The sequence below is a fragment of the Aestuariivita sp. genome (genome assembly GCF_049276915.1).
Classification (GTDB): domain Bacteria; phylum Pseudomonadota; class Alphaproteobacteria; order Rhodobacterales; family Rhodobacteraceae; genus Aestuariivita.
In genome coordinates, this window is record NZ_JBASXK010000001.1 from 29,256 (window position 1) to 42,770 (window position 13,515).

General features: G+C 60.0%; 12 protein-coding genes, 1 tRNA gene and 1 pseudogene. 13 read left to right on the forward strand and 1 reads right to left on the reverse strand.

Going from position 1 to position 13,515, the window contains the following annotated elements:
• Positions 1–87 precede the first annotated feature (87 nt).
• From WAO69_RS00165 to WAO69_RS00180, 4 genes are all read left to right on the forward strand, one after another.
• Complete coding sequence (locus tag WAO69_RS00165; protein ID WP_422175500.1) at positions 88–1,188, forward strand: PA0069 family radical SAM protein; 1,101 nt, start codon at positions 88–90, stop codon at positions 1,186–1,188.
• A gap of 144 nt (positions 1,189–1,332) precedes the next feature.
• Positions 1,333–1,418, forward strand: a tRNA-Leu gene (locus tag WAO69_RS00170).
• 227 nt (positions 1,419–1,645) lie between these two features.
• Positions 1,646–2,107, forward strand: coding sequence for a hypothetical protein (locus WAO69_RS00175; protein WP_422175502.1), 462 nt, complete (start codon positions 1,646–1,648; stop codon positions 2,105–2,107).
• Entirely contained in the window at positions 2,107–4,302 is a 2,196-nt protein-coding gene (locus tag WAO69_RS00180) for a hypothetical protein (RefSeq protein WP_422175504.1), read from the forward strand. The genes WAO69_RS00175 and WAO69_RS00180 overlap by 1 nt, the downstream gene beginning before the upstream one ends.
• A gap of 15 nt (positions 4,303–4,317) precedes the next feature.
• On the opposite strand, the gene WAO69_RS00185 is transcribed toward WAO69_RS00180, so the two are convergent.
• Complete coding sequence (locus tag WAO69_RS00185; protein ID WP_422175506.1) at positions 4,318–5,238, reverse strand: hydrogen peroxide-inducible genes activator; 921 nt, start codon at positions 5,236–5,238, stop codon at positions 4,318–4,320.
• Between the two features lie 109 nt (positions 5,239–5,347).
• Between WAO69_RS00185 and WAO69_RS00190 the strand changes: the two genes are divergently transcribed.
• From WAO69_RS00190 to WAO69_RS00230, 9 genes and pseudogenes are all read left to right on the forward strand, one after another.
• On the forward strand, positions 5,348–6,310 hold the full coding sequence (locus WAO69_RS00190; protein WP_422175508.1) for a universal stress protein: 963 nt from the start codon (positions 5,348–5,350) through the stop codon (positions 6,308–6,310).
• On the forward strand, positions 6,307–8,601 hold the full coding sequence (locus WAO69_RS00195) for a putative monovalent cation/H+ antiporter subunit A (RefSeq protein ID WP_422175510.1): 2,295 nt from the start codon (positions 6,307–6,309) through the stop codon (positions 8,599–8,601). The genes WAO69_RS00190 and WAO69_RS00195 overlap by 4 nt, the downstream gene beginning before the upstream one ends.
• A complete protein-coding gene (locus WAO69_RS00200) occupies positions 8,598–9,017 on the forward strand; it encodes a Na+/H+ antiporter subunit B (protein WP_422175512.1) in 420 nt (139 codons plus the stop codon). Before WAO69_RS00195 ends, WAO69_RS00200 begins: the two co-directional genes overlap by 4 nt.
• A gap of 4 nt (positions 9,018–9,021) precedes the next feature.
• Complete coding sequence (locus WAO69_RS00205; protein ID WP_422175514.1) at positions 9,022–9,387, forward strand: Na+/H+ antiporter subunit C; 366 nt, start codon at positions 9,022–9,024, stop codon at positions 9,385–9,387.
• Entirely contained in the window at positions 9,384–10,883 is a 1,500-nt protein-coding gene (locus WAO69_RS00210) for a Na+/H+ antiporter subunit D (RefSeq protein WP_422175516.1), read from the forward strand. The genes WAO69_RS00205 and WAO69_RS00210 overlap by 4 nt, the downstream gene beginning before the upstream one ends.
• Complete coding sequence (locus tag WAO69_RS00215; RefSeq protein ID WP_422175518.1) at positions 10,880–11,362, forward strand: Na+/H+ antiporter subunit E; 483 nt, start codon at positions 10,880–10,882, stop codon at positions 11,360–11,362. Before WAO69_RS00210 ends, WAO69_RS00215 begins: the two co-directional genes overlap by 4 nt.
• The gene (locus WAO69_RS00220) at positions 11,359–11,664 is read left to right on the forward strand and encodes a monovalent cation/H+ antiporter complex subunit F (RefSeq protein ID WP_422175520.1); all 306 of its coding nucleotides are present in this window, start codon (positions 11,359–11,361) and stop codon (positions 11,662–11,664) included. Before WAO69_RS00215 ends, WAO69_RS00220 begins: the two co-directional genes overlap by 4 nt.
• A complete protein-coding gene (gene mnhG / locus WAO69_RS00225) occupies positions 11,661–11,996 on the forward strand; it encodes a monovalent cation/H(+) antiporter subunit G (protein ID WP_422175522.1) in 336 nt (111 codons plus the stop codon). The genes WAO69_RS00220 and mnhG overlap by 4 nt, the downstream gene beginning before the upstream one ends.
• Before the next feature lie 722 nt (positions 11,997–12,718).
• Positions 12,719–13,515: pseudogene (locus WAO69_RS00230) on the forward strand (hypothetical protein); the annotation flags it as partial.

Sequence of the window (13,515 nt, forward strand, 5' to 3'; positions counted from 1 at the left end):
GCTTTGGTGCGATTTGGTAGTGAAAATTGCTCATGAGTATTATGGGTTTATTGCATATGTTCTTGAATTGTTCTATTTGGGTCCATCATGCACGATTCCGATCCGCCAGCCATTTCCAGCGCCTGCATCGACGCCAGGCGTCGCCCCGGGCGTGGCGCGCTCGGCAATGATGCGGGCCGCTTCGATCTTGCGCGCACAGAGGAGGCAGACGGCTGGGATATTCCCGAAGATCGCCCGGTCTTTCGCACCGAAATCTCCTTGGAACACCCGCGCAGCCTGATTACCTACAACCGCTCGCCGGATCTGCCCTTTGATCGCTCGATCAATCCCTATCGCGGCTGTGAGCATGGCTGCATCTATTGCTTTGCCCGCCCCAGCCATGCCTATCTTGGCCTCTCGCCGGGTCTCGACTTCGAAACCCGGCTGATCGCGCGCCCCACGGCCCCGGATGTGCTCGAACGTGAACTGTCCCGCAAGGGCTACCGCGTGGCGCCAATCGCCATCGGCACCAACACCGATCCCTACCAGCCCTGCGAATCCCAGCATGAAATCACCCGTAACTGTCTCAAGGTACTGGCCGCTTTCCGCCATCCGGTCGCGATCGTGACAAAGGGGGCGCTGATCGAGCGCGACATCGACATCCTGGCCCCCATGGCCGCCCAGGGGCTGGCCCGTGTCGGCATCTCGCTGACGACACTTGATCCCGAACTCTCCCGCAGGATGGAGCCGCGTTTGCCAGCGCCCGGGCGCCGCCTCGCCACGATCCGCGCGCTCAGCGGGGCAGGGATTCCGGTGCGCCTGATGACCTCGCCCATCATTCCGGGCCTGACCGATCCTGAAATCGAAGCACTTCTGCAGGCCGGTGCACAAGCCGGCGCCAGCTCTGCCAGCTGGGTCATGCTGCGCTTGCCGCGCGAAGTCTCACCGCTCTGGCAGGCCTGGCTGGCTGAACACTGTCCCGACCGCGCCGGCAAGATCATGGCGCGCCTGCGCGAGATGCATGGCGGGCGTGACTATGATGCGCGCTGGGGCCATCGCATGCGCGGCGAGGGCAAACACGCCGAACTCATCGCCCAGCGTTTCCACGTCCACGCCCGAAAACGCGGCCTGCATCAAAAGGCACCACCGCTGCGCTGCGATCTCTTTGCCGTTCCGCCCCGCAAGGGCGATCAACTCAGCCTGTGGTGATGCGAAGGTCTGCATCTTTCTGGTCTGAAATACCCCAAAAGCACCGCGTGCCCCATGCGCCACGCCGATCACCGCGCGCCAAACCCGCAAATCCCTCTTGCCGCTTTTGCACACTCCTGCAATAACGCGCTCACCCTTTCACGGGCCCAAGTGGCGGAATGGTAGACGCAGGGGATTCAAAATCCCCCGTCCTAACGGACGTGCCGGTTCGAGTCCGGCCTTGGGTACCAGATTTACTCTGGTCTGGCGCAGACCCGGAAAGATTAAATCTGACCGGCAAGCCTCTGAAATGAATTGGAAACCCACTGCATTGATCGCTGTACGGCAGTCATGTTCGATCGGTTTGCTCGGATAGTGGCGCTGTGATATCTTTCAGTGATGAGGTGCCCAAAACCTTGTTGTTGGCTTTGGGTGCCGGTTTCTTGACCGACATCTACAGGGCGAAAAGAGGTTTCAAATGACGGATTCGCTGACGCAGGTTCAGCTGAGTTTTCTTGAGAACTATCTGGGTCTGCGTCTTGAGGCGGCACCCGACACGCCCGGCCCAACGTTGTCGGGCCTGTGGCAAACGGCAAAAGACACCGTGGATGACCAATTGCGCGGGTTTTCTGACAGATTGCGAAAATCCGGCACGCCTCAGGTGCAGGCTGTGGCGCAGGAGGTGGAAACGCTGCTTGCGCCAGTGCGGGTCAAGCTTGTGGCGGCACTGATGAATTACGACAGCGCGCCGTCCGATCCGAAAAACCACCAAGCCGCGCTCAAGGCGCTATCCGAGACGCGCGCATGGCTGGATGCGGTTGCGCGGGTCCAGGTGATAGATCGCAATCCCTGGAACGTGCCCGTAAGTATCGCAACCACGCTTGGGACGGCCCTCGATGAGCTTGAGGCCCGATTGACCTCGGCAGGGGGCGCGCGCTGATGACGGACACCGCCACAAACCCGCAAATCATCATCACACCGCCGCAGGAAGACACGGATGAACCAAGCATCCAGCAGGCCAATGCGTTCCTGAGCGCATTCAACGCCGAACTCATCCCTGTGACCGATCCAGCCCCTGATCCTGATCCTGATCCTGATCCGGCACCGTCGCCAGAAACCCGCCTCAGCCTGGAACGGGCGCGGGAGGCCTATTGGGACGCGGATTGGACCGCTGTTCAGAGCGAATACGCCAATCCCGATGCCACAGCGCAGTCGCGCGCCGAGATCTGCGCCATGATGCTGACCGAAACCGGCGGGCAGACCGCGCTTCTGGACAACCCGGATTTCACCGCCCGTCTGCTCAGCGATGCAACGGCCGAGGTGCTCGAAAACAGTGACTTTTTCCGCGATATGGGCAGGCAGACAGAGAACATTGCTCTGCGCGCGCTCGACAATCTGCTGAACAAGGCCGGTCTTGATCCCAGCGCCACGGATATCGACCGTGGCAAGACCCGCGACCCGAAGGTTTTCGCGCTGATCGCGGGCAAGATCGACACCGACACTTGGAATGACAGCCATCGCGGCCTGGGGCAGCCCAACCGTGGGCTGGGTGCGCGGACCTGCGCGAACCTGTGGAACCAGAGCGGCTTTGACGAGATCGCCAGCCTCATTGACATCGGCGTGGACACAACCATGGCCGCGCAGGCGCAACGCGGCGAGGCACGCACCTATAGTGGCTTTGTCCTGCCTCTCCAGCACATCATCCAGGAACATTTGCCAGATATCGCCAAACTGGGAACACCCGAGGCCTCTGGTTGGGACGCCATCAAGACAAACAGGATCCAAGGGGCGCAACGCGTCTTTGAAGCACTCGAACGGTCGGGTTCGGCCTCGACCCTCACGCGCTGGGAAGATGTCCAGAGCTCGGAACTGATCGCGGAATTCAAAGCCAATCCCGGCACGATCTGGGGATTTGAAAACATCCGCGGCCCCTATGTTCTTGCAGCACATGAAACCGATCAGGGCGCACAGCCCGTTCGCATGATGGAGATCTGGGAAGCGGTGGAAGAGGCGCTTCAACCCGCCGATTATGCCGAATTGATCGAAAACCCCAACACCAAGATACCTGAGGTGATCCTCAAGGGCGTCAGGAAGATCGAGGAACAATTCGCCAAAGACGCCAAATACGCGCCGGTTCAGGACAAAAAGGACGCCTATATCAAAGAGTTCGTCCTCGCTGCCGACGGCTTTCTGCGCTCCTTTGCCAGCGAAATTCCACGCGGGACCTTTGCCCGGGTGGCAAAGGATACCGAAGGCCAGGTATTGCCCAAACAGAGCAATTGGGATCCCGACGTGCCAATTGCCGTGTCCGACATCACCGGTGTTCACAACAGCAAGTTCATGGGCGGCATTGCCTGCAAAGCCGGTCTCTGGGCCGCAAAGGAACAGGGCAAGCCGGTCTATTACTGCCTTGATGGCATCAACATGGATGACGTGACCAGCTATAAGATCGTCAAGAACAAGGCGATCGAGAAATTCCTCCAGGATGGGGGCGTGATGAACAGTCATGACCCCCACAAGGAAGTGATCACCATGCAAGAGGTGCGCGAGGTACTCAAGAACTGGGATGATCTGAAGGGCACGGTCAAGCTCTGCGTCAAGGGCAAGATCATGCAAGGACCTGAGCTGGAGGAAAAAGTCAGACACTGGCAGGAGCAGATGGAGGCCGCGGACCAGATCGCAGGGCGCGCCCCGGCACCCTCCCGCACCCAGTTGACGGCGGAAATGAACAGCATCGACAGCAAGCTGATCGGGCGTCTCAACAAAGAGGCCAGGCGGAGCGGGAATGAGGCCGAGGTCGATATGGACGCGCGCGATGTTGTGCGCAAATCCGGCTATCTGCTGAAAATCGCCAAGGCCAACCCCGACGCCGTTCTGAAATACCTGATGAGCAAATGTGACCTTCTGTTCAAGTACGAGCTGCTCTCGCGGGACCTGGCCGGTGTTGCCGCGCAGTTGGTGCAGATGGCCATGCAAGATCCCGCTGTAACCCGCGAAGATCTGGACCCTGTGGCACGTCGACTGGTGCAACAGCTCAACCAGTGTTCCAAGAATTTCCGCAAACCGCTGGCCGCGGCTCTGGTGCGGCATCCGATGCTTGCGCATACGCGCAAGCTTCAGAAACTGGGAAAATAGAACGCGACTCGCGCCTTATCCCAGAACGATCACCTCATGGGCCCGTTCCTTCAGGATCGCGCAGATCATGGCGGCCAGTTCGCGAAATTCGGGCTCGCGCGCCGTACCCTTGCGCCAGATCATTCCGATGGTCCGTGAGGGCGGCGAGCCGCGAAAGCGCCGCGCAACAACGATATCCTGATGTGCCACTTCTGATTTCACATAAAGCGCCGGCATCAGCGACAGCCCCATGCCCATCGCCACCATCTGGCGCAGCGTATCCAGTGACGTCCCCTCGTAATCGCGCGACAGGGCCGCGCCATATTGCTCGCAGATCCGGCGCACCTGCTCGTAAAGCTTGTGCCCGGGTTCAAGCGACAGAATGGTTTCCCCTCTCAGCATCTCGGGCGAAATCTCGGCTTGGGCTGCATAGGGATGATCGTGGGGCAGCACCACTTCGATGGGTTCGCGAAAGATCGACAGGCTTTCGAAATCCGACTGGCTGACGGGCAGCGGAAAGAACAACAGATCGAGATTCCCGTCCGACAGGCTCTGCAGCAGGAAATCCGGCAAACCTTCCCGCATGTATAGTTTGAGATCGGGATGGCTCTCATGCAGTCCCGGCACGATCAGCGGCAGCAGATAGGACCCAAGTGATTGCACCACGCCGATCTTGATGGTGCTGCGCAAATGACTGTGGCTCTGGATCGCGAGCGCGTGAATCTCTTCGACCTCGCGCAATGCGCGGCGCGCGCGCTCGACCACATCGCGCCCAAGCGGCGTGATGATCACCCGCGAGCGGCTGCGCTCGACCAGTTCGGCTCCCAGTTTCGCTTCCAGCTCTTTGAGCTGCGCGCTCAATGTGGGCTGCGTGACATTGCAGGCCTCGGCTGCGCGGCGGAAATGCAGCGTGTCCGCCAGAGCCGTCAGATAGCGCAGTTGTTGAAGCGTGGGCATGATACACGTGCTTTGTGATAGATAATTTCTATCGAAATAGGGTGAAGTTTCGATTGGATCAATCAAAAACCGCGCCCTATCTCGACAAGGATCGCAAGAGGGGCGCGAGTTGAAACTGTTCAAGAACATCCTGGTGATCGCCGATGAGGCGAGCATGTCCGACTCCGTGTTGGACCGCGCCAAGTGGCTTGCCCAGTCCAATGACGCGCGCCTCACGCTGCTTGATATCATCGACGCCTCGCCGGACGATCTTGAAGGGATGTTCGCCGTCCTACCGGGCCGGCGCGCCCGCGATATCCAGGACGCGGTAATGGCCTTTCACGCCCAGCGCCTCGAAGGTTTTGCCCGCACCCTGCGCGAGAGCGGTGTCGAGGTGTCAACCCGCGTGCTCAATGGCACCAGCTTCATCCAGGCCATTCGTCAGGTTCTGACCGAGGGTCATGATCTGGTTCTCAAAGGTGCCGATCAAGGTCCCGATCGCCCGTTCCTGCGCGCGCCCGATCTGCATCTGCTGCGCAAATGTCCGTGCCCGGTCTGGATCCTGAACGGTGAGGCGCGCGCGAAATCCGGGCGCATCATGGCCACGGTCGATCCCGATCCGCAGGACCGCGCGCGCGATGCTCTCAACCACCGCGTGATGGAACTGGCCACATCACTGGCGCAGCAGGAGGGGGCCAAGCTGGACGTGTTGAACGCATGGCATGTGCACGAGGAATCGACCCTGCGCCACAGCTTCATCAAAATGCCAGCGGACGAAATTCAGTCCATAATCTCGGGTGAACAGACCAAAAGCAGTCAGCGCCTTGCCCATTTGATGGCCGGGTTCCGAGAATTTGGCGATTCAATGCGTGTTTTGCACATCAAAGGCATTGCCGCCGATGTGATCCCGGAACATGTAGACAGCGAAGGAATAGACACGCTGGTCATGGGGACGCTGGGGCGCACAGGTATTTCCGGTTTCTTCATCGGGAATACGGCAGAAACGATCCTGAACCGGGTAAGCTGCTCGGTTCTGGCGATAAAGCCCGAAGGGTTTGTCTCGCCGGTACAGCTTGAAGACGGGGAACAATGAACGTGAATGCAGCGACCGATCATCATGACGCGCGGCGCGGCAACGGCCTTGTCGGGGTCTTGCCCATCGCCCTGTCGGCCCTTCTGTTTGCGTGGTTCCTGACCTTCGCGCCCCAGATCGCCGACGGGCAGACTCTGAGATATGTGATCGACTGGGTGCCCTCTCTGGGCATCTCCTTGTCATTCCTGCTTGACGGGTTGTCGCTGACCTTTGCGCTGCTGATATCGGGCATCGGGACATTGGTGTTTCTCTATTCCAACACCTACCTTGCGGGCCATCCGCAGTTTACTCGTTTTGCGCTGTTCCTGTTCAGCTTCATGCTGGCGATGCTGGGACTGGTGCTGGCCGACAACCTGATCGCGATTTTCGTGTTTTGGGAGCTGACGACAATCACCTCCTATCTGCTGATCGGGTTCGGTCATGAAACCAAGAAGGGGCGCCGCTCGGCGCTGCAGGCCTTGTTTGTCACCGGAGCAGGGGCGCTTGCGCTGCTGGCGGGCTTCATCCTGCTGGGCATGACCGCGGGCAGCTTCGAGATGTCGGTCATCCTGGCGCAGGGCGATATGCTCAAGGAACATGCGCTTTACGTGCCGATCCTGATCCTGATCCTTGCCGGAACCTTCACCAAATCCGCGCAGTTCCCGTTCCATTTCTGGCTGCCCAATGCGATGGCCGCGCCCACGCCGGTCTCGGCCTTCCTGCATTCGGCCACCATGGTCAAGGCGGGGGTCTATCTGATGGCGCGCCTGCATCCGGGGTTGTCGGGCACCGATTTCTGGATGTGGACGCTGACGATCTTTGGTGCGGTCACAGCCGTCTCGGCCAGTATATTCGCCCTGCGTCAGACCGACCTCAAACAGGCGCTGGCCTATACCACGCTGATGGCGCTTGGCACGCTGACGCTGTTTCTGGGCCAGGAGTCCGGCTATGCGATGACCGCTTTCGCCACCTTCCTTGTGGTGCATTCGCTGTACAAGGCGGCGCTGTTCATGGTAGTGGGCTGCATCGACCATTCCACCGGAACCCGCGAGGCCGACATTCTGGGCGGCTTGGGGCGGGTGATGCCCTTCACGGCGTTCGCCGCTGCCCTTGCGGCGATGTCCATGGCCGGCTTTCCGCCCTTCCTGGGCTTTATCGGAAAAGAGCTGAAATATGCCGGTGCGCTTGGCGTTGCCTCCGAACCCTGGCCCGTGGTGTTGGCTATCCTTCTGGCCAATGCGCTGATGTTCGCCGTGGCAGGCATCGTCGCCCTGCGCCCGTTCTGGAACAAGGCCGCCGGTAGCCTTCCCAAAACCCCGCACGAGGCCCCCTGGCAGATGCTGGCCGGCCCGGTCATCCTGGCCGTTCTGGGTACGGTCTTCGGCATTTATCCCGATCTGCTGCAACGCGCGCTGGTCACGCCCACCGTGGCAAGCCTGCTGGGCGATGTGTCCGAGGCCAAGGAACTCAAGCTCTGGGCCGGGGTAAACATGCCGCTGATCCTGTCGATCGTGACCGTGGCGGGGGGTGTGCTGTTTTACGTGCTCCATCGCCCCTTGCGCTCGGCGCTGGCGCGCGCGGATGATGCGACCCCCTCGTTCGACAATGGCTGGGATCGCTTTCTTGAGGGGTTCAAGGCCTTTGCAGCCTGGCAGACCCGCGTGATCCAGACCGGAGTCTTGCGCAAATACATGTTCACCACATTTGCCACCGTCCTTGTCGGACTTGGCGGCACCATGATCGCGCGCAATGTCGGTGTGGCCATGCCCGAACTGTCGGATGCCTCTTGGCAGAATGTGGCGCTGACCCTTCTTATCGTCGGAGGGGCGATCGTGGCGACCGTGACCTCATCGCGGATTGCGGCCATGGCGGCTCTTGGGGTTGTCGGTATCGCGGTTGCGATGATCTTCATCGTCTTTTCGGCACCGGATGTGGCCATCACGCAGTTGCTGGTGGAAACCCTGGTGGTGGTTCTGGTGGCCGTGGCGCTGCTGCGCCTCCCAACCCTGGATTCCGGCGGCCGATCCTGGCGGCCCATGGATGCGCTTCTGGCCCTGGGTGTCGGCACCGTGGTCACGCTGACCCTGCTGGCCGTGCTGGCCACACCGCTGGATCGCCGCCTGACCACTTACTTCGAGATCACAAGCTGGCCCGAGGCCTTCGGGCGCAACATCGTCAACGTGATCCTCGTAGACTTCCGCGCGCTTGACACCTTTGGCGAGATCGCCGTTGTCGTCATCGCAGCACTTTCGGCCTATGCGCTGTTGCGCACAACGGCCAAGGGACAAGGCACAAAGGGGCAGGGCAAATGAACTCGGTTATCCTGCGGGCAGGCACGCGGTATCTGGCAGGTCTGCTGCTGATTTTTTCGGCTTACATGCTGCTGCGCGGCCATAATGAACCAGGCGGCGGCTTCATCGGCGGTTTGATCGGCTCGACCGGGTTCGTGCTGTTCGCCATCGCCTGCGGCACCGAAGACGCGCGCCGCGCGCTGCGCGTGCAGCCCCAAAGCATCGCCATGGTGGGCCTGGCCATCGCCCTTCTGGCGGGCATCTTTGCGGCGCTGTTCGGAGACGCGCTGTTTACCGGCCAGTGGCTTTTCATTGGAGCGACCGACACGGAAAAGGGCCTGCCGCTCTCGACCGTTCTAGTGTTTGATATTGGCGTGTATCTGGTGGTGTTCGGCTCGGTTCTGACCCTCGTGTTCGCCATGGAAGAGGAGATCTGAGCTCATGGAAGCACTCCTCGCGATCGCCATCGGCGTGCTTGTGGCCGCGTCGGTCTATCTGATGCTGGCGCGCAATGTGCTGCGCTTCATCTTCGGCCTTGTGCTGATCTCGAATGCCGCCAACCTCACGATCTTTGTCGCCGGGCGCCTGACGGAAGGTGCGCCGCCGTTGATCTCCGAGGGCGATCTGGCCCCGGTGGGTGTGGTCGCCAATGCGCTGCCACAGGCGCTGGTACTGACGGCGATCGTGATCGGCTTTGGTCTCTTTGCCTTTGCGCTTGTGCTGATGTTCCGCGCCTACACGACGCTGGGCACGCTTTACTCGGATGAAATGCGCGTGGCCGAACCGCGTGCGGAGGACGAGCGATGAGCTGGTATCTTGCCGCCCCTCTGGCGCTTCCGTTCCTGACGGCCGTTGCGGCCTTCCTGTTTCGCCAGTCATCCGCCGGGCGCTGGATCAGCGTGTTTGGCAATCTGGCCTTGCTGATCCTGTCGGGCCTGTTGATGGCGCAGGTTCTTCAACAGGGCGTGCTGGCCGGTCAGATGGGCGGCTGGCAGGCACCGTTCGGCATCACTCTGGTTGCCGATTATCTGGGCGCGGTGATGGTGGTGATCACCGCGATCACGGCTCTGGCGGTGTCGATCTATGCCCTGGCCGATATCGATGAGCGCAAGGAATACCTGGGCTATCACGCTCTGTTCAACGTGCTGATCGGCGGCGTGACTGGAGCGTTCCTCACGGGGGATCTGTTCAACCTCTATGTCTGGTTCGAGGTGATGCTGATCTCGTCCTTTGGCCTGCTTGTGCTGGGCGGCAGCAAGGAACAGATCGACGGCGGCATCAAATATGTCACGCTCAACCTTGTCTCGACCATCCTGTTCCTGTCGGGCATCGGTCTGGTCTATGGCATGACCGGCACGCTCAACATGGCGGATCTGGCACTGACCGTGCCGACCCTTGAAAATCAGGGGCTGGTGACGGTGGTGGCGGTCATGTTCATGATCGCTTTCGGTGTCAAGGCCGCGCTGTTCCCGCTGTTCTTCTGGCTTCCCGCCTCGTATCACACGCCCGCGTTTTCGGTTTCGGCGGTCTTTGCCGGCCTGCTGACCAAGGTCGGGGTCTATGCGCTGATCCGCATGTTCACGCTGGTCTTTGATGGAGACGTGGCCTTCACCCATACGATCCTGCTGTGGGTGGCAGCCTTCACCATGGTCACCGGCGTCCTGGGTGCTGCCGCGCAAAACGACATGCGCAAGATCCTGTCGTTCCACATCATCAGCCAGATCGGCTATATGATCCTGGGACTGGCATTGCTGACGCCTTTCGCGCTGGCGGGGGCGGTGTTCTATCTGGTCCACCATATCATCGTGAAGGCCAACCTGTTCCTGATCGCCGGCGTGGCCGAGAAGATCACCGGCTCGACGGACCTGTCAAAGATCGGCGGGCTTTACAAATCGGCACCGCTTTTGGCCGTGCTGTTCCTGATCCCGGCGTTTTCACTGGCAGGCTTTCCGCCGCTGTCGGGGTTCTGGGCGAAATACATCCTGGTGGCCGCCGCACTTGAGGTTCAGGCCTGGCTGATTGCCAGTGTGGCGCTGCTGGTCGGGTTGCTCACGATCTACTCCATGACCAAGATCTGGGCCGAGGCCTTCTGGAAGGCGCATCCCGAGGGGATGGACCCCGTTCTCAGCCAGCTTGACGGGCGCACGCGCGCAGCGCTGTTGCTGCCCATCGCGGGGCTGGCGGCGATGACGCTGGTGATCGGCTTCTTCCCCGAAGCCTTCGTGGTCTTTGCCACAACGGCGGCAGGGCAACTGCTGGATCCGACGCCCTATATCGGTGCCGTGTTGGGAGGTGGCGCATGAACACCTTTGTCGTCAATCTGCTCTTTGCCTTTACCTGGGCGCTGTTCTTTGGTGAGTTCAGCTGGCTCATCCTGCTGTCGGGCATGGTGCTGGGCTATGTGGTTCTGTGGTTGCTGCAGCCGCTCACCGGGGGGCCGTCGGGCTATTTCATGCGGGTCTGGTACTGGATCAAGCTGGTTGTGATGTTTCATTACGAACTGGTCGTCTCCAGTGTCGCGGTTTTCTGGGATATCATCACACCCACCCACCGCGCGCGCCCGGCCATCATCGAAATGCCACTGGATGTCAAAAGCGATGCGGGTATCCTGCTGGTGACCAACCTGATTTCTCTGACGCCGGGCACCTTGTCCCTGGATGTGTCCGAGGATCGCAAGACACTGAGCCTACATGCCATGTTCGCCGATGACCCCGACGCGGTCGTTCGGCAATTGAAAGAGGGCATGGAAAAGTGGGTCATAGACGCGGTGGAGGGATCATGAGCGGAGAGTGGCTGTTGGATGCCGGGGTCAGCTTTGGCTTTGTAATGGTGTTTCTGACCGTGGGGTTCGCCTTTCTGCGCCTCGTGTTGGGGCCCAGCCTGCCGGACCGTGTTGTGGCCCTGGATATGATGACCGTGGCGATCGTGGCCTTTTGCGGCCTTGCGGCGATCCGCTCGGGGGATGCGGCATTCCTGGACGTGGCCCTTGCCCTGGCGCTTGTCGGCTTTCTGGCGACGGTCGCACTGGCACGGTTTGCCGAACGCCAGCGCCTGCGCAGCGAACAGAAGGAGAAGAAACCATGAGCGCCTTTATCGCGGGTGTGCTTCTCATTCTGGGCGGTGCCTTCACCCTTGTGGCCGGGATCGGCATCTTTCGCATGCCCGATGTCTTCATCCGCATGCATGCCTCGACCAAGGTGGGCACGCTGGGATCAGGTCTGATCCTGGCGGCGGTTGCTGTATATTTTCAGGAACCCTCGGTGATTTTCAAAGTGGTTCTGGTCATCCTGTTTCTTGTGCTGACCGCGCCGATCGGGGCGCATATGATCGGTCGCGCGGCTCTGCGTATCGGGATCGAACCATGGGGCATCAAGAAGCCTGACACCGCCGCCACGCCCGACAAGACAGACAGCTGATGCGCTGAATTTGGCTGTGCTCTCAGCCGGATTCTGGCGAGATACAGCCTATGGGCGATTGCGGCGCAAAAAGGACATCCAAGGGCTGCGAATCAAAGAAAATTGCGGATATCGTGGATAGTCCCGCAGACCTGATCTGATTGGTTCCAAAAGCAAAACGAACGCGATGACGTTACGGCACAAGAATGCCATCATTCGGGCACAGCCCCTCGACGCGTCGATTGTCTCTCTAAGCGATACAATCTTTGACATGATGCGATCAGCCTCCATATTTTAACGAATTTTTCCAAAGATTGATGCAAAAGCCGAAACAACCCGGGCGCAGGGCCGCGCGGTTTTCGCCGGATTTTGAACACAAGAAAGACTTTCAGCCGCTTGCTCGCTTTGATTTCGGCACATTTCGCTTTGTCTGCCGCAATCTCGCCGGTATCTCTGTAGTTGCCCACTGGGGGGCGAGTGTGTTGGTCACGGGGGCGACCATCGCAGAGCTTGCATCATGAGATGCGAGGGAGATCTGTTCGCAGCGCTGCCAAACGCGCCGAGCGAAATCGTGACGGACAGGGCCTAGGCCTTGAACCATTCCGATTGCCTCTTCCTCTGACATCTCAGGTTCGGAACGAGACGTATTTCAGTCTCTGTCTGATGGTCGCAGCTTTGTTGAATTGAGAATGTGGTCCGCCCTGTGCGGTTGGCATCTTGGGTATGCTGTTAAGGAGAGTACGATGGCGAATAATTTTGATGATCCCTTTGCGGCGAATTTGATTGGTTTGTGGGATTTCCAGACCGGTGCAGAAAATCGCGATACCGGAACGGATGATGGTCTCGAGCAGGACGGCAACTTTGTCGAAGGCGCTCGGGCGGTAGATGGACAACTCGTTCTGGGTGGCAATCCTGACCGCTTTGACGTGATCAGCGAAACAGACGCCGAAGAAAGCGCCTTTGACCTGTCCCAGGGCACGATCATCACCGAGTTTACCCAGGCTGATAACAACTTTGGCGCGTTCCAGTCGATTGTTAACCGCGGCGAGTTCTTCAACAGCGCGGATGAGGGATACTTTGAAATTCAGGTGGTCCGGGACGGTGCGGTTCAGGTAACCCATATCTCGAACGGCAACACCATCGTTGAAACCACAGGTGCCGGATTCACCGAAGTCGGCGATACGGTGCGCGTGACCTATGAATGGTCGGAAACCGAAGGCGGCCAGTTCGTCGTCGACAACCTGACCCAAGCGACGAATTTCCAGGTGGCCACATCCGCGGGTGTGAACATGGATATCGGCGACAATGATGGCACCAGCTTTACCTTCGGTGCGCGCGAAAACGTCGATGAGACACAGAGAGCCGACAACTTCATCAAATATTTCGACGGCCAGATCGACTATGTGGCTGTCTATGATGACAAGGTAAGCGGCCCGCCTGCCGGCCCGCCACAAGGCCCGCCTCCCGGCCCGCCTGCCGGTCCGCCTCCCGGTCCGCCAGAAGGTCCTCCTCCTGTGGTTCCCCCAGAAGGTCCTCCTCC

What these genes read in the sequence shown, in the direction of transcription:
- WAO69_RS00165 (WP_422175500.1), top strand. Translation starts at nt 88, where the DNA reads ATGCACGATTCCGATCCGCCAGCCATTTCCAGCGCCTGCATCGACGCC.
- WAO69_RS00175 (WP_422175502.1), top strand. Translation starts at nt 1,646, where the DNA reads ATGACGGATTCGCTGACGCAGGTTCAGCTGAGTTTTCTTGAGAACTAT.
- WAO69_RS00180 (WP_422175504.1), top strand. Translation starts at nt 2,107, where the DNA reads ATGACGGACACCGCCACAAACCCGCAAATCATCATCACACCGCCGCAG.
- WAO69_RS00185 (WP_422175506.1), bottom strand. Translation starts at nt 5,238, where the DNA reads ATGCCCACGCTTCAACAACTGCGCTATCTGACGGCTCTGGCGGACACG.
- WAO69_RS00195 (WP_422175510.1), top strand. Translation starts at nt 6,307, where the DNA reads ATGAACGTGAATGCAGCGACCGATCATCATGACGCGCGGCGCGGCAAC.
- WAO69_RS00200 (WP_422175512.1), top strand. Translation starts at nt 8,598, where the DNA reads ATGAACTCGGTTATCCTGCGGGCAGGCACGCGGTATCTGGCAGGTCTG.
- WAO69_RS00205 (WP_422175514.1), top strand. Translation starts at nt 9,022, where the DNA reads ATGGAAGCACTCCTCGCGATCGCCATCGGCGTGCTTGTGGCCGCGTCG.
- WAO69_RS00210 (WP_422175516.1), top strand. Translation starts at nt 9,384, where the DNA reads ATGAGCTGGTATCTTGCCGCCCCTCTGGCGCTTCCGTTCCTGACGGCC.
- WAO69_RS00215 (WP_422175518.1), top strand. Translation starts at nt 10,880, where the DNA reads ATGAACACCTTTGTCGTCAATCTGCTCTTTGCCTTTACCTGGGCGCTG.
- WAO69_RS00220 (WP_422175520.1), top strand. Translation starts at nt 11,359, where the DNA reads ATGAGCGGAGAGTGGCTGTTGGATGCCGGGGTCAGCTTTGGCTTTGTA.
- mnhG (WP_422175522.1), top strand. Translation starts at nt 11,661, where the DNA reads ATGAGCGCCTTTATCGCGGGTGTGCTTCTCATTCTGGGCGGTGCCTTC.